Genomic DNA, 21,186 nt, shown 5'->3' on the forward strand with positions numbered 1-21,186 from the left:
ATTTAGTTCGCTAAGATGGTTTGCAGTTTCTCCAGGGCCTCCGTGCTGATTAGCAGTTGGTCGGCGTTCATCAGATCGTATGTGTTTACCTGAGAGGCAGTGATCACACGGCTTTTCTGAATGTTACGGCTCGACTTAACCACGTTGACGTCTACGTCTGGCAGAATCAACAGGGTCTTTTTACCAGTCAGTTGCAGCGCATTCAGGAAAGCTACATAATCTTTCGTGCGTGGGGCATCGAAGGTGAAGCTTTCCAATACTGATACATTGCTGGCCTGGGCTTTGGCAGCCAGAGCCGACCGACGGGCCAGTGCTTTTACTTTCTTGTTCAGTTTGAACGAATAATCGCGCTGACGAGGACCGAAGATGGTACCACCACCCACAAATACAGGTGACTTAAGGCTACCGGCACGAGCACCGCCCGTTCCTTTTTGCTTCTTGATCTTACGAGTCGAGTGAGCACTCTCTGCACGCTCTTTCGTTTTGTGCGTACCCTGCCGTTTGTTAGCCAGGTGCTGCTTAACGTCCAAGTAGATCGCGTGCGTGTTCGGTTCGATGCCGAAGATGGCGTCAGACAATTCGGCTTTCTTGCCTGTGTCTTCGCCTTTGCTGTTATATACGATAACTTCCATGACGGCTTACTTCTCGATTATGACGAATGAGTTCTTGGCACCTGGAACTGAACCGCTGACAACCAGCAGATTTTGCTCAGGCAACACACGTAACACTTTCAGGTTTTGAACCGTAACCCGGTTACCACCCATACGACCTGCCATGCGCAGACCTTTAAACACCCGTGATGGGAATGAACAGGCACCGATCGAACCTGGGTGACGACCCCGGTTGTGCTGTCCGTGTGTTTGTCCACCAACACCGCCGAAGCCGTGGCGTTTTACTACACCCTGGAAACCGCGACCTTTAGCCGTACCGACTACGTCAACGAAATCTCCCTCACCGAACACATCGCCAATTTGCAACGTATCACCCAAGTTGAACGACTGCTCGAATTCTTTGAATTCAACCAGCTTCCGCTTAGGCGTGGTGTTGGCCGCTTTGAAGTGGCCCAACATCGGCTTGTTGGTGTTCTTTTCTCTTTTTTCGCCGTAACCCAGCTGAATAGCTTCGTAGCCATCCTTGTCCTTGGTACGGACTTGGGTCACAACACAGGGACCAGTTTCGATTACTGTACATGCCAGAGCCTGCCCGTCCGCATTGTACACACTGGTCATCCCGATCTTTTTACCAATTAATCCAGACATTTTCTGTTTGTTAAAAAGCAGGTGAAAGAATGATTAAACTATCACGGAACGCCGTGTCGCCGCCGAAACGGACCGCAAAAGTACGGGAAATAGCCCGTGATTGCAACAGCTTGTTTTTCAGCACGAAAAAAGGTCAGGCGTAGAACACCTGACCTCCTCAGGGCAAAACAACGTACCTAGTGGAACGCCTCTGCCGCTAACTAAATCAGATGTGGTTTCCTTTCGGACCTTCACCCGCTTCTATGTCTGATACTAAAACCGTCGCGATTGGGAGTGCAAAAGTAGCAGAAAACAATTGACAATCAAAGTTGATGCGCAAAATTACTTTCGTGTCGTATCCACCACCATCGTAGTCACAGTAGTGGTCGTCACCGAGCCCGGTTTCCCTGTTACAGGCTTATCTTTTTTGCCAAAAACAGAGAAAGATACATTAATGTACTTTTTCGGATTTTGGCGGAAGTCGGTCAGGAGTTTTTCCAGACCGCCAGCCGTACGGCTAACGTTTACGTACAAGGAATCATCCGTTGTCAGTTTACCGAGTGACCCCTGCCCTTTCTCGATGTTGCCAAGCAGCTTTTGCAGATTGTCGATCGACTTATTAGCGCTACTCAATGTTTGACGCAACTGCAGGGCATTTAATGAATCCGTGAATGTTGAGGCTTTGGTCAGGATAGGACTTAGCTCCTGAGTCGTTTTGTCCAGTGAGCGCGATAACTGATTTACGTTGGCCAATGCGAATCGTAGCCCAGCCCGGTTTTCGTTAAGGGCGTCATTCAGCGTACCTGTAACTGTACCTGCTCCCCGCAATGTCTGGTTTAATACCGCCGCTGTCTGGTCAAACGAAGCTACTACATAATTGAGCCGACGAGTTAGCGAATCTACATTGCTCAAAACAGGTAGCGTTTTTTCTTTGATAAGCGCCGATATGCCCTGTTCGTTTGCCGCTATTAATTCGCCTTCTTCCATGACACTGCCTGCCTTATTCAATTCTAAGCGAATCACCTTGCCACCTAACAGTCCGCCATCGGCCAGCAGCGCCTTCGATCCCTGCCGAACAACTACGTCTTTGTTCATGTCGAGCGTAACCAATAGCTTATTCCCCTGCTCGGGCAATAAGTCAATTTTAGCAACCCGGCCAACCGTTAACCCATTCAGCAATACCGGATTGGAAGAAGTAAGTCCATCGACATTTGTATAGACAACCGTGAATTGCTTATTCTTTTTAAAGATGTTGCTTCCTTTCAGGAAATTAAATCCGAAAAAGAACATGGTGAGCGTAACCAGGGCCAGTAGACCCACTTTCGCTTCCTGTGAGAGTTTCATGTATAGTGAAATAGAATCCGGTGCGCATCGAATGCGCTTCGACGTATAACCGGCAAACGGGGGGGCATGGTTCAGTTATACTCGTCAATTCACTCCCTCCATGTCGTGCTTATATTGCTCGAACGCCTTGTAGATTGCACCAGCAATTCGATCCTGCCCTTCCTCCGATGCCAGGAAGTCTTCTTCACTAGCATTGGTCAGGTAACCAGCCTCAATCAGAACACTGGGCATGGTTGTCCGCCAGAGTACCAGAAAGCCTGCCTGCTTCACGCCCCGGCTGGCGCGATCAGCCTCGCGACGGAAGTTACGCTCAACTTTTTCGGCGAAACTGATGCTACTTCCCATGAAGGCGTGCTGGTAATTTGCCAGCATAATGTAGGCCAATGGCGAATTGGGGTTAAACCCTTTGTACGTTTCCTGATAATTGGCTTCGTTTAGAATAACCGCATTCTCCCGCTTAGCTACGTCGAGGTTTCCCTCGGTCTTGTGCAAGCCCATAGTATAGGTCTCAGTACCATGAACGGCCTTCGAATGCGGATTGGCGTTACAGTGAATGGAAATAAACAGATCGGCGCGATTGCGATTAGCAATGGCTGATCGCTCGGCCAGTTCAATGAAGCGATCCGTGGTGCGGGTGTAAACGACCCGTATGCTCGGCATCTCTTCTTTTATTTTGGCACCCAACGCCATTACCAATTTTAGATTGGTAGTTTTTTCCTTAGCATACCGCCCGTGCGTGCCTGGGTCTTTACCACCATGGCCAGCATCGAGCACAACCGTACGAATCAAATTTGCCCGCCCTGCTGGCCGGGGCTGCTGATTGGTACTATCTTGCCAGGCTGGTTTAGGCAGCATTGTTCCAGCCCCCAGCGGAATCAGCACTACACAAAGTAGGATAATCTTAACAAGCATAGCCGACTTGGTGACAGTAAGGGGTTTAATAAAAATTAACAGCGAAATGCGATTCAAGGCAGTATCGGGTGATTGTTCGTAGGTAACTTTGTGTGCACTGTTAAGACTACGGACAGTGGCAAATGTAATTTTTGATAGAACCGAAAATCAGCTATATTATTTTACGGGTAACGAACTATACTGTGCTATTGTGGCTCCTAACAGCCGTTATGGGCGTTCTGCATGCGCAGGAACGTCCCACTAATCCGTTAAGCCCACTGCCCGTTCCACCATCTGCTCCAGCCAACACACGCCCCACAGGTACGTCGGCTACCGCACCTGCACGTACACAAGGCACAAGAGTAACCGGCATTTCTGCTGGTGACACTACCCGGCTGCGTGTAGCAGGCGACACCACCAAAGCCCCCGCTGACCAGTTCACCACCACTGTGCGCTACTCGTCAAAAGATTCGAGCCAGGTAAATGGTCAAATCGTGGAATTATGGGGCGATGCAGAAGTTGTTTACGGCGACATATCACTCAAGGCAGATTACATCAAGCTCAATCAGGAGACCAACGAGGTATATGCCCGTGGCCGGTACGATTCTACATCGAAGAAGACCGTCGGCTCACCGATATTCAAGGATCGCAGCGAAGAGTACAATACTAAAGAGATTCGCTACAATTTTAAGACCAAAAAAGCACTGGTGCAGGGAATTGTCACTCAGCAGGGCGAAGGCAACATTCGGGGCAAGATTGTCAAGAAAGATGCGGAAGACAACCTGTACATCCGGGGGTCAATTTACACGACTTGTAATCTGGCCACTCCGCACTTTCATATCAACGCGCCAAAGCTAAAGGTAGTCCACAATAAACAGGTTGTATCGGGTCCGTTTAATCTGGTGATCAATCAGATTCCGCTCCCGCTTGGCTTACCGTTCGGTTTTTTTCCGTTTCCAAAGAAAAAAGACATTGGTGTTTCCGGTATCCTTATGCCTCAGTATGGCGAAGAGCCAAACGGACGCGGGTTCTATCTGCGCGATGGCGGCTACTATTGGGCGGTCAACGAGAACCTGGGTCTTCAGTTTACAGGCCAGATTTACTCGCGTGGCAGTTGGGGGCTAGGTACGTCGGGAGCCTATAATAAACGGTACCGGTATGCGGGCAGCTTCCAGCTTCGCTATAACTACAACACATCGGGGGCGCTTACCGAAGCGGAGGAACTGCTCAATCCACCCCGCACCGATTTCGCCATCAACTGGTCGCACGCACCCCAGAACATTGGGCGGCGGGGGTCGTTTTCGGCAAACGTAAACGTGACCAGCAATAGTTACAATCAATTCAACTCGTTCCAGACCTCGGCCGTAACCTCAAATGTGGCCGGCTCGTCGATTCAGTATAGCCGCACCTTTGGTAAGTATGTTCGGTCGGGGACCAACATCCGGGTAAACCAGCAGTTTGGGCAGGTGAACCGGCAAACAGGCGTTCGTGAGAATGGCAAAACCGATGTGGGTGCCGACTTCAACTTATCGGTAAATCAGATTGCCCCGTTTGCACTGAAAGGTGGTACGGGCAAATGGTACGAAAGTTTCCGGGTGGGATTCCAGTTCGATGCCCAGGCACAGATCAACAATACGATACGTACCCAGTTCGATACCAGCGGTCTTGGTTTTACAGTGCTCCCCCCGGCCGGTGTTACGTTACAGAGCCGTGAACAAATCGTACGCGACAGCCTGGCTAGGGCCGAACTGATCCGGTTGGGGCAAACCGTGTCAGATCCAAACTTGATTGCATTCAATTTCGATAACCTAAGCCGCATTTTGGATAACCGGAACGTGACTATGCGGTACAGCATTCCGGTATCGCTGCCTAACTTCAAGATTGCCCGGTACATCAACTTCACGCCGGGTTTTTCGCTCCAGGGCGATATCTACAGTCGGCAGTTGACCTATACCTATGACCCTGTTAAAGACGGCGTTCGGATCGATACGGCCCGGGGATTCTTCCCAACGTATTCGTTTGCGACCAATGCCAGTATGAACACGCGGGTATACGGTACATACTTCTTTAGAGGAAAACGGCTGGAGGCTATCCGCCATACAGTGGCTCCTTCCGTATCGATCAGCTACACGCCCGACTTCTCAGGTTCGTCGTTCGGTTTCTTCACCACATTACCCGCTGTCGGCGAAAAGCTGTCAAACCTTCCTGAATACCGCCGTACACTATCTCGCTATCGGGGGCTGGGGGGTACTTACGGCAGCAGCGCGCCGGGACAAAATGCCATCGTTTCGTTTGGTATCGTAAACCAACTGGAGATGAAAGTACGCTCGCGAGACGACACGTCGGGGGCCGAGTTCAAAAAGATCCCGCTCTTCGATAATATCAGCATCAACGGTAGCTATAACCTGCTGGCGCCCGAATACAAACTCTCGCCAATCAACATCAGCGCCAACACGCAGATCTTCAAGAACGTCAACTTCAACCTGTCGGGGACAATGGACCCGTATGCCTACAGGAAATACTATAACTCATACTATAATCCCTACTTGGATGCTTCTACCGGTTACTACCCGGGTACAGCCGCCATCATCGGTAATGAATCTACAGTAACGTATCCCCGCTATAATCGGTATTCGGTATTTGCAGGACAGGGCCTGGGTCGGTTGACCAGCCTTCAGGCATTTGTGAGTACACGGTTTGCACCCAAAAAAGCGGATGCACCCAAGAAGTCGCCCAATGCCTCGGATGCCACGCTGAAGGCGATCAATCAGAACCCCGATCTCTACGTCGATTTCAGCATTCCGTGGACGGTCAACGTGAGTTATTCGTTTGGCTACACCCGTCTTACACCCAATGAAAGCGCCATTATCCAAACGTTGAACCTGACCGGTGATTTTAGCCTGACGCCAAAGTGGAAATTCACCTACCAGACCGGCTACGATTTCCAGTACCACGCGCCATCATTGACAACCATCGGTATAAACCGCGACCTTCACTGCTGGGAAATGGCCTTCAACTGGACACCCTACGCCGGTAGTGCCAGCCGCGCCGGTAACTACTCGTTTGATCTGCGTGCCAAATCGTCTATTCTCCAGGAGTTGAAGCTAAGCCGGCGCCGTTCGTTCTTCGATAATGGTGGTTTTGGCGGTGGCTACCGTTGAGAATAACCTACTTCGTATTTGTCTAGAGACTAACTCAGCTTGCCATTTGTCGTTGAACCCGGTACGCCTGCGTAGCATGCAGGCTAACCATCTAAAACATTTACCGGTAGTCTTGCCGTTTAAGTTATGGTCTGTAAGCAGGTCCATCTACACTCAACGTCATGTACAATCCGGTTACCACGTATCGTGTTCAGTTACACGAAAACTTCACTTTTGCTGACCTAGAACGGCAACTCGATTACCTTCAGCAGTTAGGCGTCACTACAATTTACGCCTCTCCTACCCTCGCTGCTACGCCCGGTAGTACACATGGTTATGATGGCATCGACCCGCAGCGGATCAATCCCGAAATAGGTACGCTTGACCAGTTGCACGCTTTGAGTCAGGAATTGCGACAGCGAAATATGGGGTGGATTCAGGACATCGTTCCTAATCACCTTGCCTTTCACCCGGCTAACCCCTGGATCAGCGATATTCTCGAGAAAGGACACCAATCGCTTTACGCACATTACTTTGATATACCGCGCAACAACGAACTGTTCGATGGAACGTTGATGGCGCCATTTTTAGGCCAAAAACTAGTCGACATCATTAAGAACGGCGAATTAAGGGTGGCTTATATGCATCAGCGGCTAGTGCTTCAATACTACGATAGCCATTTCCCGCTTGCTCCCCATACTTACGCCCGAGCCCTAGTGTCGGAAGAACAGCAAAACGCTGACCTATTTACGAACAACGTACCTACGGCGCTGATGCAGTGGTTGTCAGAGGTCGATGGGCTTTATGTTCCCGAACCAACAAATCCGGTTATTGGTATCACCAATGACGGTGTTGCTACCCGACAGCAGCCTGCCGTTGAAAAGCCTATAAGCAGCAAGGACGCAGCCATCCGCTGGGATGAAGCCCGCCTGGAACTCGCGGCCCTAATGGATGACGATGATGCCGTACGGCATTATGTTGACACGCGCCTGGCTTGGTTCAACCAATCGGCCGAGGATATTCATTCTCTGTGTGAAGATCAACATTACCGTTTGTGCGATGGCGAGGAAACACGTCGACGCATTAATTTTCGGCGGTTTTTCACTGTCAATGGGCTCATCTGCTTGACAATCGAGCGCCCCGAGGTATTTGATCATGTTCATAAGCTTATTCATAAATTAGTAGAAGACGGTATCTTTCAGGGCCTTCGCGTAGACCATATCGATGGTCTTTTCGACCCCACGGGGTATCTGGAGCGCCTTCGGGAAACCATGGGTGATGATCCCTATATTGTCGTCGAGAAAATTTTGGAACCCGGCGAGGCCATGCCTGCTGACTGGCCTATTCAGGGAAGCAGCGGATACGACTACCTGGCACTGGTCAATAACGTGTTGACAGACGAGGCAGGGAGAGAGGCCTTTACCACGTTTTATGAGGGGTTGGTGGGTAACGCCGCGCCAATTCATGACCAGATTCTAAGCCGCAAGGCCTACATTCTGTATCACGACATGGGCGGGGAATTGGCCAACCTTTACAAGCTATTCCGCAATCAGCAGCTGGCTACTGCCGAAGAATTGTCGGCGGTGAACGAAACGATGCTCCTGCTGACCATTGCCGAATTTTTGGTTCAATGCCCGGTTTATCGCTATTATGGTAACCAGTTCCCGCTTGGCCGCGAAGAAGCCGATGCGCTACGGCATATCCTAGACGGCATTCGCAACCGGGCTGTTGAACTTCGCGCTCCTGCCGATCTGCTCGAGACAATCTGGCTGGTCAGACCTCAGCAAGGTAACGCCGATTACAACGCCCGGGCACTGCGTTTCTACCAGCGGTGTATGCAGTTCACAGGACCATTGATGGCAAAGGGCGTTGAAGACACCCTGCTCTACACGTACTTCCGGTTTATTGGTCATAACGAGGTCGGTGATTCACCAGAGTCCTTCGGGATGAACGTAACGGCGTTTCATCAGGCCATGCAGGAAAGGCAGGCAAACTGGCCTCTTGCGATGAATGGTACATCCACCCACGACACAAAACGAGGTGAAGATGTGCGGAGTCGACTAAATGTGCTGACTGCACTTGGCTACGACTGGACAATTACGGCCCAGCGATGGCTGGATCAGACAGCCCGGCTGCGGCCTGCCAACATGCCCGACACCAATGACGCCTACTTTATTCTGCAGACCCTGGTAGGAGCTCATCCATTTGTCGGACAACCAGACGATAATTTCACCGAACGACTGCACGACTATGTAACGAAGTCACTCCAGGAGGCAAAACGACATACCAGTTGGACAGCCCCGAATAAAGTGTATATGGAGGCTACTCACACATTTATCGACCAGCTGCTGGATAAAAATGGTGCTTTCTGGCCCGACTTTGAAGCGTTTCTAACCAGCATTGCTGACTTCGCAGTTATCAATTCACTGGCCCAGGTGTTGTTGAAATTTACCACGCCCGGTGTCCCTGATGTGTATCAGGGCTGTGAGTTGCACGACCTGAGCCTGGTAGACCCAGATAATCGCCGTCCGGTAGACTACGCTCATCGTCAGCAGCTATTGACAGGCTTTGGCAGAACTGAAGATACCCCCAGTACGCTGACCCAAGCAAATTGGGAGAACCGGTTGAGCGGACAAGCCAAACTGTGGCTTACGCATAAGTTGCTGACCTGCCGACGTACCCAGCCCGATTTCTGGGCTACGGCCGATTATGTACCGCTTGAGGTTACGGGTACTTACCGTAACCACATACTCGCCTTTGCCCGGCAACTAGGTGAAACTAGCTATGTGGTCATCGTACCACTTCATTTGGCCCGCTTGTGTCGCGAAACCGGGCAGATTGATCCGGCAACTATCGACTGGCAAAATACTCAGGTACAGGCTCCAGAAGGATGGACATGGAACGACCATCTGAGTGATACATCTGGCAACTCCTGGCTAGTTAATGATCTGATCAAGAGTCAGTTACCTATTGGATTGTTGTATTGTACACGGTAGAACTTCCCATTACCTTAGTAGCCAACCTTTCCGTTAAAAATGTACCGCTTTAGGGTAATTTTGTAGGTAACATCATCCATTTCTGTATTTTCGCACACCATATCAGTTGGCTTTACCAACTATATGTTCAACGAAAACATGATTTCGGATTCCTCTATACCTGAAGCACTTACATTATTATTGGGAATCCTCGATGGTTCACCCAATGGTATCATCGCTTATCAACCAATACGAGATGAGTTGAATGTTGTAACCGATTATAAAACAGTCTATTACAACGTTCAGGCTCAACATCTCTTAGGTTATAGCGACCAAGAGTTTGTAGAGCAAAGTCTCTTCCAGCGTTTCCCTCATGCACGAACTTACGAGCAGCAGTACATGGCGCTCGTACAGGATAATAAGCCTTTCGTCTACGAATCTTATTTTAAACGAGCAGATTGCTGGTTAGAATTTCAGGCACGCCGTCTAGGTAATGATGGATTTTTCCTTATTCTGCGAGATATAACCGACCGGAAACAAGCTGAAGCAGCCCTCATTCATCAGAACAAACTTCTTGGCGGGGTAATCAACACGTTTTTAAGTGCCATCACGGCGCTGGAAGCCATAGAAAACGAGTCTGGAGATGTTATCGACTTCCGGGTGACACTGGTCAACGATGGAGCCTTGCAACTTGTTGGAGGCCTGACCCGCGAACAAATGGTGGGAAATACGGTCAAGAATTTATTTCCATCTACCCGAGAACAGGGGATGTTCGATAACTACCTAGACGTTTACCGAACAGGGCTGCCAATCAGAACCACCAACTTTTATCCTATTCCGCAAAAGTGGGTCGATTTGTCAATTCAAAAAATTGAGAATGGCCTGCTGGTTACTTACAATGATATAACCGAGCAAAAAGAGGCTGAGAAAAAGTTGCAGCAGAGTGCGAATGTCCTCCATAGTGTTCTCGATGGTGTACAATCAGCTGTACTCTCTTACAGATCTGTGCGTAATGAAGCAGGCCTGATTATTGACTTCGAAGTTACCTCTGCCAATAGACCGGCCTGTCAAATTATGCAACAGTCGGCAGATCAGCTTATTGGGCAACGTATGCTGACTATATTTCCCAGCAAACGTAAAAATGGTCTCTTCGAACGTTATGTGCAGGTTGTAGAAAAAGGGGTGAAAGCTCAGTTCGAGCAGGAATTTCGGGAAGATGGTATGAACGCCTGGTTCGACATTGCGGCTGTGAAAGAAAGTGACGGGCTGATTTTGACCCTCCTTGATGTATCGGACCGCAAACAAGCCCAACTTGATTTAGCCCGCCAAACCGATCAGCTGACAGCCATTTTTGAATCTTCACTCAATGGCATTATTGCCATGAGCGCTATTCGCAATGATAGCGGTGACCCTGTTGATTTTTTGATGGAAGCGGCTAATGGCGCCACTACCGGTATGACGGGACGTACCCCGGCCGAGATTATCGGCACCCGGCTGCTTACCACGTTTCCCGGAAATGTGGAAGCCGGTTTTTTGGCACTTTACCAACGGGTGGTTACCAGCGGAAAGCCTGAACAGACTACCCAATATTATCAGGATCAGAATGGGCTGGAAGCCTGGTTTGAAGTATCGGCAGTTCGGCAGGGTACCGAGCAGGTGGTTGTTACATTCAGTAATGTAACAGATGCCCAAAAGATACAGCAGCAACTGCTGGAATCGAATCAGAGTCTGGAACAATTCGCCGGTGTAGCCAGCCACGATTTGCAGGAGCCTCTCCGTAAAGTCCAGTCATTCGGTAATCTGTTGGCTTCCCAATATGGTCCCCAACTAGGTGAATCTGGCCAGGACTTAATTCAGCGCATGCAAAGTGCCGCCGACCGGATGGCAATCCTGATACGCGACTTACTAGCTTATTCACGGCTGTCGAGCCAGCCTGACGTTTCTAAACCAGTTGACATGAGCCTGCTTGTCAGCGAAGTGCTCACCGATCTGGAGACACGAATAAACGAACAGAAAGCCGTTATCGACGTTGCGCCACTTCCAACCATAAAAGGCAATGCGTTAACTCTAAGGCAGTTAATGCAAAACTTATTGAGTAATGCGTTAAAATTCTCGCGCCCTAACGCACTGCCCTACGTTTATGTTACTGCCGAAATGGTTAGTAGTAAGCAAGTAACTTCGCCATTGCCCACAACACAAGTAGATACTTATTGGGCTATACGGATCATCGATAACGGCATTGGTTTCGACGATCGTTATAAAGACCGGATTTTCGGCGCTTTCCAACGCCTACATAACCGTAACACGTATCCGGGAACAGGAATAGGCCTTGCCATCGTGAAAAAGGTGGTCGAGCAGCATCAGGGTACCATTGACGCCCGTGGCCGCGTGGGTTCAGGTTCAACCTTCACCGTCTATCTACCTGCCTAACCCTAGTAAGTGGCTTATGGCTCCGCTATCTGACAGCGAAGCCATAAGCCAACACTCGCGCTTTAGGCAAACGTACCTGAAGGCAACAGTACAGCTTTCATGATGCCGTCAGCCCGCCGATTAAATGTATCGTATGCAGTCATACCCTGGTCAAGCGTGAACGTGTGTGTAAACAGATAAGACGGGTCTACATCACCTTTTTCAATATGCTGAAATAACGTAGGTATATACTTCTGGGCATGCAACTGACCCATCTTCCAGGTTAGTCCTTTGTTCATAGCTGCACCCATCGGAATGCTATCTACAAAACCACCATATACGCCGACAATTGACAGATTACCTCCCTTCTTCGCCGCAATAATCATTTGGCGCAATACCAATGGCCGGTCACTTTCAATCCTGACATACTGCTTCGCCTTGTCCATGTAATATTGGAAACTATCGTCGACAGCTTCGGTCCCTACCGCATCAATACAGCAATCGACTCCCCGTCCAGCGGTCATCTCCTTGAGAGCCTGTAATACGTCGACTTTCGAAAAATCAAGAATCTCAGCTTTACAATGCTTTGCTGCCAGTGCCAAACGAGCTGGTTCGCGATCGATACATATCACCCTGCCTGCGCCCATGAGCCAGGCACTTTGCATGGCCATCTGACCAACACCGCCTGCACCCCACACAGCTACAATGTCTCCTGGCTTGATGTCAGCCATCGAAGCAGCCATATAACCGGTAGGAAAGGCATCAGCGCAGGCAATGGCCTGATCGTTACGAATGCTTTCTGGCACAACAAAACAGCCTTTGTCGGCAAAGGGTACGCGCACATACTCCGCATGTCCACCTGCATAACCACCAAACGAATGCGAATACCCGTACAAAGCGGCTGGCGCATCGCCAAACATGGGTTCAACCATGTAGGCGTTTGGGTTCGAATTATCGCAAAGTGACCACGATTCGTTCTGGCAATAGGCGCAGTCACCACAGCCAATGCTGGCAGCTACTACAACCCGATCACCACGGCGAAGATTCTTCACACCGGGACCAATCTCAACTACTTCACCCATAAACTCATGACCGATGATATCACCCGCCATCATGGTTGGAATGTATCCATTGAGCAAATGGAGGTCTGACCCACAGGTAGCAGAACCAATCACACGCAGGATGGCGTCCTGCGGATCAACAATAAATGGGTCGGGAACACGCATTGAGCGCAGATCATAGCGACCTTGAAACGTTAGTGCTTTCATGAGAAGAAAGAGGTTATGCCGTTCGGGTTGACCAATAAACCGGTTGACCCGAACTACCCGTTAGATGATCGCGTTGAGTGCGTTTTCTTTGTCTGTTTTAGGGCCAGTCGACTCAATATACGATCTATCGATTGGTTGGCGCAGGGCAGGGTTGATCCGCTCCGGCTCACGACCCGACGGCCCCTCATTTGACGGAATCATGCCTGTTTCCATGATTCGCTTGAAACGACGGATATCCTCTTTTACCATCTGCCGGAAGGCGGGTTGAAACAGTTTCGCAACTGACGTACCCAATTGACCTGCAGGTGGATTATAGCGAATGGTTACGTGTACCTCTGTTCCCCGGTTAGGCGGTGCATCCTGAAAGCGCACCTCACCAGCGTTATCAACTGTGGCGTCAGCAACTGAACGCCAGACAAGCCGTTCATTCTCTACTTCTTCAACAAGTTCAGCGTCCCACTCAATGTTGCCGATGCTTTCCATCTTTTCGGTGCCCGGAATAGGAGCTACCCAATGCGACCGGCGTTCATCAAGCTGCGTAACAGATTGCAGATGCTTCATAAACAAAGGCAGATTCTCTAGCTTCCGCCAGTACTGATACACCTCGTTACGGGGCTTGTTTATGGTGATACTACGGCTTATCTCTAGTGGCTCAATTGTGCTATCCTCAGCCGTGTTTCGACCAGTAGCCTGACTGATTGGACAGTAGCCCGATACGCCCCGAAACGCCAGATAGCCACCTACTGTAGCCAGTAACCAGCTACCACGACGGGCACCAACGGTAGTCAGTAGGGCACCGGCAGCCGCCGAAATGATACGTTCGTTCTGGCCAACATTGACCGTACTTGACCCAGTGGCGTAGGGTCGGATGGACGACATTCCTTTGAGGTCGCCCATCGCAAACTGTTTTTCTGCCATGATGATTGGGTGTCTTGTTTATTCTACCAATCAACTTGGTTAATACAGCTGGGGTTAAGGGATACTGATTAAGTGGGCTCAACTCCCTGATCAGGGAGGTTCAGATAAGTCGCCTGCAATTGGTCAACCACGTGGGCAATCGCCTCTCCAAATGCCTCAATGGCGGCAACGAGTTCACTCGAAGTTGGATCAACAATAATCAGCCGTTCGATTTGGCGGATTACGGTCGTCTGTTCATGCAAACCCATATTATCGATAGAAGGCTTTATCCTGTGGGCGAGGTACTGCACCTTCTCATAATCCCCTTGCTGCTGGGCTTCTTTGAGTTGGCTCGCTACAGATGGCGCATCGGCACAAAACAGTCTGATCATCTGGGTGATAAACCCTTTATTATTGCGACCAATGGTTTTCAATTTTGAGAGGTCATACAGTAATTTGGGCCGGTCGCTTGCCGATGAGCTCTCGGGGCTTGTCCATTTAATGAGTTTATCAACCATTTCCTTCTCATCGAATGGCTTGGCCAGGAAATCATTCATACCGGCCTCATAACACGCCTCTTTCTCTGACCGAATGGCGCTGGCTGTCATAGCAATAACCGGTAATGTATTGCTGATTTCCTCTCTGATAACCCGGGTTGCTTCCAGCCCATCCATAATCGGCATTTGCACATCCATGAGCACCAGGTCAACTGCTTTTGTCCGCAGTGTTTCCAATGCTTTTAATCCATTGGGCTCTTCAAAAATCGTAACGCCATATGGGGTGAGCAACGTTTTTACAACCAGCCGATTCATCTCGTTGTCTTCAACCAGCAGAATACGTTTGGAGGCTAGTACCGCTACATCCTGCTCACTTGGCTCTATTACCAGCAACTTGCTAGCCGTACCAACAGGAAATGTTAACTGAACATTAATAGTTGTACCAATCCCTTTCAGGCTGTCAACTTCAATGGTCCCTCCCATTAAGTCAACCAGTTGCTTGGTGATACTCATCCCCAAACCAGTGCCACCATAGCGCCGGCCTATACTTCCATCTTCCTGCGTAAACTTGGCAAATAGATTCTTTTGAAACGCAGAATTCATGCCGATCCCCGTGTCTTTTATTTGCAGGCTGATAACCTGACTATCGAAAACCGTCTGGCTTTGGCAACGTACCTGAACCCCACCCACCTCAGTAAATTTGATTGCATTACCGATCAGGTTTAGCAAAATCTGGTTGAGGCGATACGGATCGCCCAGTAGCACTGGTGCTAGCCCGGAATCCACGCTCATCTCCAATCGAAGCCCTTTCTTCCTTGCCCCCTCGGCCATCATATGTATGGCTCGTTGAAGCAAATCACTCATGTTGAATCCGATATGCTCAAGTGAGAGTTGCCCCGCTTCAATTTTCGAAAAATCGAGTATATCATTAATGATCACAAGCAGATTACCAGCTGCTGTGTTGATCATATTCAAAAAAAAGTGTTGGTTGTCAGTTAGGTTGGTCTTGGTCAATTGTTGTCCAAGATTCAGGATGGCATTCATTGGCGTCCGAATCTCATGGCTCATATTAGCCAGGAATAACTCTTTCGACCGCGACGATCGTTCAGCCTCCTGTTTGGCTATACGCAACTCCGATTCGAGCTGTTTCTGTTTAGTGATGTCTAAATGAATACCCGTCGAGCCGATTACTTCGCCGGTTTCAGCATAAATTGGTGCGCCACTTACCAGCCACCAAACAGCCTCGCCCCGCTTATTCTTAATGGCTATTTCGTAGGTATCCATTGCGCCTCTCAGCCGGCTCTGGTTCTTCTCCTGAATTATATCAAGATTTTGCCCGCCGAGGAGCACCTCACTAGCCACCTTCCCAATCAGCTCATCCGGCTCGTAGCCACTCATGATACTAAAGCTGTGATTGGTATACACAATGCGTTCCTCCAAATCGACCTCGATCAGACCCAGGTTCATATTCTCAATGATCCGCTGGTACTTTTCTTTCAGGCGAACCGACGCATTTTCAGCCAGTTTTCGCTTGGTGATATCTATATATTTCCACAGATGTCCGGCATACACACCGTTTGTGAAGATGGGTACGTAATCTCGCTCTAAAATGCGACCGTCAACCAATTCCAGTTCCTCGCCAGCTACTAATTTCTGGCATTGCAGCAGTTGCTTAACTCGGGCAACATACTGGTCCGGGTGTTTGAAAAACAACTTAGTCTGCTCGGCCATTCCGGTGCAGTCCATGCCTTTCATCTGGGTAGGCGATGTAGCTATGGCAAACAGTTCGCAATAATGCTGATTTACCAGCACAATAGCCCGATTTTCGTCTTCCAGCAGAATGCCCTCCTGAAGACTGGAAATCAGATTTGATAGGCGATAAGCATTGGTACGACGTACCCGCTCTTCCGATTTGGGAATGCCACCAGCCGCATTGCGCTCAGCATCTATCGACAGCCGCCAGCGACGCTCGTGCTCGGCTATATCGGCTTTCTGCTGCTGAATAATAGCCTCCATTTGCTGCATCTCCAGGTGGAGTCGGGCGTTCTCCTGAAGTAGCAGCGTAGTAAAAGAAGGTTGTTCGGTAAGGAGAGACGTAGACGTTTTTTTCATACGCGCACTGAATCAGATCAGGATAAAGAAAGCTCGTTATTCTGAATCATTTTATAAATGGTTGATTTGCCAACGTCCAGTTTTTCGGCAACCAACACAACATTATTGTCATACTTTTTCAGGTAAGACTTTATAACCTGAATAGTGTAATCGCGAAGCGTTTTTTCTTCGCCGTGCATCGTCACCGCCTCCGCTTCTGACGCCAGCAATACATCATCTTGCCTGATTTCGTTGCCATCACACATTACTGCCGCTAGTTGCATTACTGATTTCAGCTCGCGGATATTCCCTGGAAAACTGTAACGAAGTAATTTATCAGTGGCAGATGGCGAAATTGACATGGTGGGCAGGCTGTTTTCTTTGCAGAATTCATCCAGGAAGTACCGCGCCAAAATCATTATATCAGTAGACCGCTCCCGGAGCGGCGGCAACATAATTGGCAGCCCCATGACCCGATAGTATAAATCTTCACGAAAACGTCCCTGCCGTACCTCTTCAAGCAGGTTCTTATGCGAAGCAATGACAAGGCGAATGTCCAGCATAATCCGCTCGCTACCACCTACACGCACCAACTCCCGCTCCTGAAGTACCCGCAACAGTTTGGTTTGCAGCGACATATCCAGTTCGGCTATTTCATCAAGGAACAGGGTACCTTTGTTAGCCTCTTCAAAACGACCGATTTTGCGGTTTATAGCACCTGTAAATGCTCCCTTTTCGTGTCCAAACAGCTCACTTTCAGCCAGTTCAGTTGGTATTGCCGCCATATTTACGGCAACGAACGGTTTTTTCTTACGGTTTGAATGGTAGTGAATGGCCTTGGCAACTAATTCCTTACCCGTTCCTGTCTCACCAGTGATTGATACGTTGATGTTAGTTCGTACAGCTTTCTCAACCAATGAGAACACCTTGTGAATAGCCGGGCTATTTCCTTTTATTATGGCACTAAAATCGTACTTCTGCCCCAGCTCTTCGCGCAGTTGTTCTATCTCTTGTTTCAGGCTCTGATTTTCCCGGATTTTGATGATCGCGTTCCAAAGCAGGTCTTTTGTTCGGTCGTCTTTTACAAAGTAATCGTGAACGCCAGATTGCAACAGACCAACTGCCGTTTCTACGTCGTTCTGCCCACTGATCACAATGACAGGTACGTCAGGCAATTGCTCGTGAATGCGCAAAAAAAGCGCTGCGCCGTTCGTGTCGGGTAATGAATAATCAATCGTAATCAGGTTAGGTGTACGCGTACCCATGTATTCCAGGCAATCCTTCCCGTTAGTAAATCGATGCAGTTCGTAGTCGGGATTAAGGGACAACTGATACTTGAGCACCTCGCCATACCATGGATCGTCTTCAACAATAAAAATGCAGTAGGTATCCGGGTCCTTCATTGAGCGATCGGTCTTAAGTACTTGTACGGGGTCTACGGTGTAACTATGCGCCACTACTACTAGCAAGATAAGTAGGTCTGTTGCATCTATAGAGATGCGCAACAAGTATCACACCATTTTTACATATGAAAAAAAGATATTTTTTTCATTTTAATACAAAATTAACCCGAGCGACTAATCAATCATGCAAAAATTGGTTAATTCTTTTTAAGTAATTACACAACTAATCTGTAACAAAAAGGGCTTAATTAATTTTTCACATATTAACTATTAGCTAACTGTTTTACAAGCCGATAGCTCTTTAAAAATGAATAGCTCAGTTGCATAAACCGGGTATATAAGAATACGTACACTATCTGAGCAAAAAGCACTACAGATATACTTAACCCAAAAGCAGCTACCACAGAAAGCACCACTAGCAACATGTGAATACCGCCAATTCGCAGGGCAATTTGTGAGTGAGCAAGCCGGTGCTTCAGTAACAGGTGATGCATATGGTTCTTGTCGGCGAGAAAAGGAGAGCTACCCTTATAGAGGCGACTGGTAAAAACACGCAAGGCATCCAGAACAGGAATCATGCAGCTAGCCAATACCGCTACCACTACCTGCGGCGCATAACTACTCGATTGATTATAAGCCGATTCTACGAATACAACGCCAAGTACTGCAATCAAGAATCCGAGCACTACCGACCCGCCATCACCCATAAAAAGGCGGGCAGGTCGCCAGTTAAACTTTAGAAAAGCTAACAGGGCACCACTAACCGGAAGCAGGAGCGCAAGCCAGGTACGTTGGTCAATAACAAAGGCTAGCGCGCTAAACATCAGCATATTGATCAATGCAATACTGCCGGCTAGCCCATCAATACCGTCAATGAGATTAAACGCATTTGCCATTCCGGTCAATATCAGCACCGTTAATCCATATTGAATAAACAAAGGTAACTCATTGATACTGAACAACCCGTGTAATGACGTCAGGCGAATACCATAATGAGCCACCGCAGTAGCGCACCCTAATTGAATCAGCAACCGTACAGACGGGCGCATATTGAGGCGATCATCTACAACGCCCGTTACAAGCAAAATAAAGAGCGCGAATCCCAACGGAACATAGCGTAGAAACAGTACCTGTAGCGGGGGATAAATAAGTGCGGTACAACACACAGCCAGGCCAATCGTTAGCCCGCCAATAGCCGGAATGGCTTGCTGATGTACTTTCCGATCGTTTGGTTTATCCACTAGCCCAATAGCCGGACTTAAGCGGATGAGCAGCGGTAAAAGGATCCAGCAAATTCCGAGAGCCGCAAAAAAACCAAACAACAAACTGATTGTCAAACGCATATCCTGATTCATAAACTAGATTGATTTGTCTTCGTAGAAATAAACAGGTGATTGCAAATGGCCTAGTTCGGCCTGTAGGAGCCAGTCTGATGGTAATTGCGAACCAGCCGCCGATTTCAGGCTACTTTTAGTGTTTGTCTGCATTACCAATCGAACTAAAAAGGCGTATTTTCGGGTAATAACCGCCCAACTGTACCGGCGATGGGCAATGGTCTTCATCACTATAGCCTGCCGCTTTAAGGCCGCCACAGACGTATGCTGAATATGATAGACCAACTCCCTGGCTGTTTTAAAAAACAGCGCCTTGTTTTCTGTTGTGGTACGATTATAGCTAACGTCAAATGAGATGATCGGAAGGCCCAAATACATAGCCTCTACCAGCGACGGATTTGTACCGCCGGCACTGTGCCCATGAATGTAGACTAAACAATTACTACGAAGCAGATCCAACGTACGCTGGTCATAGATTGGGTCGAGCAGATGTAAATTCGAATAAGCTTTGTATTTATTCTGTAACTCTATACCATACTCGCTATTGGCCCAGTTGCCAACCAGCACCAATGTGTGCCTGGTTAGTTGAGCAAAGGCTTCCAGTGTTATATGGATATTGTTCTCCGGCTCGATCCGGCAAACCGAAAAAGCGTAGGCTTTGGTCAATACCGGATACTGTAGGCGATCAGCGGGTGTTGGGGTTACAGCCATTGTATGGTCTGCCCCGTATTCAATAATATGGCTTAGCGTCTTATACCGGATAGCAGTGTAATTCTGTATAGACTCGTTGTCGGAAATGTCAGCGTGCGAATAACGCACCGCCATCCATTCGGCCGCCCATAAATACCACTTAGCGAGCTTACTCCACTTGTGGCGCTTCCACTCTATACCGTCAATGGAGATAATTATCTTTTTTCGGGTAAACCACCGGACGAATGGTAGAACAAACCCACCACTTACGCCCAGAATCAGCAGAACATCGGCATATAGCAACGCATGTAAAATACTGACACAATCATATATAATGCTTTGTATCCCATTAGCGTCGAAGGGAAGATATATAAGTCGGGCGCCCTTATAGTGGCTTTGTCGTTCGGCTTGGCCGTATTTTTTAGTAGTACAATACACTGACAGGTTTAAGTCATTGCCCAGATGCTCAACCAAGTGTTCTGCCAACGTTTCGAAACCACCGTACTTAGCAGGAATGCCGACGGTCCCAATAATTGCTACGCTTGTCTTACTCATGTTACGGTTTAGTTAAATTTTGCCCTTTGCGGCCATACTATCCTAAGCCGTGCCAAACTAAAAAAAACGCCTCTATTGGCTGCAAAAGGCATATATCTACTCTGAATGCTTCCCAATTCTGGAAAAACTTTCCACTTTTTACAATCAGTGAAAAAAGAGATGTCCCCTGAATAAACGGGTTCTGTTTATTCAGGGGACATCTCTTTGATAGCTCAACAAGCAACGTTTAGCTGCAGGCGAGTTGGAATAATTTGCAGGACTGGATATATGAACATAACCTACTCATAATCAGCAAAATACCACCCAAAATCTATATATGATAAAACATCAATTCCAATTGAAACCCTGCTATTCCAGTCCAGATTATAGACTCTATTCCATAATTTGGAAAAACACCACGTTTTCGGAATAACATAATTATCTGATGTACAGCACATTAGGTTCAATATGTAAA

At 48.5% G+C, this 21,186-nt stretch carries 13 protein-coding genes; 3 read left to right on the forward strand and 10 right to left on the reverse strand.

What is annotated here, in order from left to right:
* Positions 1–2 precede the first annotated feature (2 nt).
* The 4 genes from rplD to F7231_RS06840 form a co-directional block, all read right to left on the reverse strand.
* On the reverse strand, positions 3–632 hold the full coding sequence (rplD, locus tag F7231_RS06825) for a 50S ribosomal protein L4 (protein WP_085412244.1): 630 nt from the start codon (positions 630–632) through the stop codon (positions 3–5).
* A gap of 6 nt (positions 633–638) precedes the next feature.
* On the reverse strand, positions 639–1,259 hold the full coding sequence (rplC, locus tag F7231_RS06830) for a 50S ribosomal protein L3 (protein ID WP_085412243.1): 621 nt from the start codon (positions 1,257–1,259) through the stop codon (positions 639–641).
* Positions 1,260–1,580: 321 nt separating this feature from the next.
* The gene (locus F7231_RS06835) at positions 1,581–2,582 is read right to left on the reverse strand and encodes an MlaD family protein (protein ID WP_166691362.1); all 1,002 of its coding nucleotides are present in this window, start codon (positions 2,580–2,582) and stop codon (positions 1,581–1,583) included.
* An 84-nt stretch (positions 2,583–2,666) separates the two neighbouring features.
* Positions 2,667–3,437 carry an N-acetylmuramoyl-L-alanine amidase family protein gene (locus F7231_RS06840; RefSeq protein ID WP_374757374.1) on the reverse strand — a complete coding sequence of 257 codons (771 nt, stop codon included), beginning with the start codon at positions 3,435–3,437 and terminating at the stop codon, positions 2,667–2,669.
* Positions 3,438–3,703: 266 nt separating this feature from the next.
* Here F7231_RS06840 and F7231_RS06845 point away from each other — a divergent pair, with 266 nt between their 5' ends.
* From F7231_RS06845 to F7231_RS06855, 3 genes are all read left to right on the forward strand, one after another.
* Positions 3,704–6,634: a putative LPS assembly protein LptD gene (locus F7231_RS06845; RefSeq protein WP_229369692.1), complete on the forward strand. Its 2,931-nt coding sequence runs from the start codon at positions 3,704–3,706 to the stop codon at positions 6,632–6,634.
* A gap of 161 nt (positions 6,635–6,795) precedes the next feature.
* Positions 6,796–9,609, forward strand: coding sequence for a malto-oligosyltrehalose synthase (gene treY, locus F7231_RS06850; RefSeq protein ID WP_166691365.1), 2,814 nt, complete (start codon positions 6,796–6,798; stop codon positions 9,607–9,609).
* Positions 9,610–9,732: 123 nt separating this feature from the next.
* Entirely contained in the window at positions 9,733–12,018 is a 2,286-nt protein-coding gene (locus F7231_RS06855; protein WP_085412238.1) for a PAS domain-containing sensor histidine kinase, read from the forward strand.
* Positions 12,019–12,080: 62 nt separating this feature from the next.
* On the opposite strand, the gene F7231_RS06860 is transcribed toward F7231_RS06855, so the two are convergent.
* The 6 genes from F7231_RS06860 to F7231_RS06885 all read right to left on the reverse strand — a co-directional run bounded on the left by F7231_RS06860 (position 12,081) and on the right by F7231_RS06885 (position 20,732).
* The gene (locus tag F7231_RS06860; protein ID WP_085412237.1) at positions 12,081–13,265 is read right to left on the reverse strand and encodes a zinc-dependent alcohol dehydrogenase; all 1,185 of its coding nucleotides are present in this window, start codon (positions 13,263–13,265) and stop codon (positions 12,081–12,083) included.
* Positions 13,266–13,325: 60 nt separating this feature from the next.
* Positions 13,326–14,183, reverse strand: a complete 858-nt coding sequence (locus F7231_RS06865) for an SRPBCC family protein (RefSeq protein ID WP_166691366.1) — start codon at positions 14,181–14,183, stop codon at positions 13,326–13,328.
* Between the two features lie 68 nt (positions 14,184–14,251).
* Positions 14,252–16,771, reverse strand: a complete 2,520-nt coding sequence (locus tag F7231_RS06870) for a response regulator (protein WP_166691367.1) — start codon at positions 16,769–16,771, stop codon at positions 14,252–14,254.
* Between the two features lie 17 nt (positions 16,772–16,788).
* A complete protein-coding gene (locus F7231_RS06875) occupies positions 16,789–18,153 on the reverse strand; it encodes a sigma-54-dependent transcriptional regulator (protein WP_166691368.1) in 1,365 nt (454 codons plus the stop codon).
* 263 nt (positions 18,154–18,416) lie between these two features.
* Entirely contained in the window at positions 18,417–19,508 is a 1,092-nt protein-coding gene (locus tag F7231_RS06880; protein WP_085412233.1) for a glycosyltransferase family 4 protein, read from the reverse strand.
* Positions 19,509–19,511: 3 nt separating this feature from the next.
* A complete protein-coding gene (locus F7231_RS06885; protein ID WP_085412232.1) occupies positions 19,512–20,732 on the reverse strand; it encodes a DUF1972 domain-containing protein in 1,221 nt (406 codons plus the stop codon).
* Positions 20,733–21,186 lie beyond the last annotated feature (454 nt).

It is taken from the genome of Fibrivirga algicola (assembly GCF_011742925.1).
In the GTDB taxonomy this organism is placed as follows: Bacteria; Bacteroidota; Bacteroidia; order Cytophagales; family Spirosomataceae; genus Fibrella; species Fibrella algicola.

Excerpts from the sequence above, each read along its gene's own strand:
- F7231_RS06860 (WP_085412237.1), bottom strand. The coding sequence starts at position 13,265 with ATGAAAGCACTAACGTTTCAAGGTCGCTATGATCTGCGCTCAATGCGT.
- F7231_RS06840 (WP_374757374.1), bottom strand. The coding sequence starts at position 3,437 with ATGCTGCCTAAACCAGCCTGGCAAGATAGTACCAATCAGCAGCCCCGG.
- F7231_RS06845 (WP_229369692.1), top strand. The coding sequence starts at position 3,704 with ATGGGCGTTCTGCATGCGCAGGAACGTCCCACTAATCCGTTAAGCCCA.
- F7231_RS06875 (WP_166691368.1), bottom strand. The coding sequence starts at position 18,153 with ATGAAGGACCCGGATACCTACTGCATTTTTATTGTTGAAGACGATCCA.
- treY (WP_166691365.1), top strand. The coding sequence starts at position 6,796 with ATGTACAATCCGGTTACCACGTATCGTGTTCAGTTACACGAAAACTTC.
- rplD (WP_085412244.1), bottom strand. The coding sequence starts at position 632 with ATGGAAGTTATCGTATATAACAGCAAAGGCGAAGACACAGGCAAGAAA.
- F7231_RS06885 (WP_085412232.1), bottom strand. The coding sequence starts at position 20,732 with ATGAGTAAGACAAGCGTAGCAATTATTGGGACCGTCGGCATTCCTGCT.
- F7231_RS06870 (WP_166691367.1), bottom strand. The coding sequence starts at position 16,771 with ATGAAAAAAACGTCTACGTCTCTCCTTACCGAACAACCTTCTTTTACT.
- F7231_RS06880 (WP_085412233.1), bottom strand. The coding sequence starts at position 19,508 with ATGAATCAGGATATGCGTTTGACAATCAGTTTGTTGTTTGGTTTTTTT.
- F7231_RS06835 (WP_166691362.1), bottom strand. The coding sequence starts at position 2,582 with ATGAAACTCTCACAGGAAGCGAAAGTGGGTCTACTGGCCCTGGTTACG.
- F7231_RS06855 (WP_085412238.1), top strand. The coding sequence starts at position 9,733 with ATGTTCAACGAAAACATGATTTCGGATTCCTCTATACCTGAAGCACTT.
- F7231_RS06865 (WP_166691366.1), bottom strand. The coding sequence starts at position 14,183 with ATGGCAGAAAAACAGTTTGCGATGGGCGACCTCAAAGGAATGTCGTCC.
- rplC (WP_085412243.1), bottom strand. The coding sequence starts at position 1,259 with ATGTCTGGATTAATTGGTAAAAAGATCGGGATGACCAGTGTGTACAAT.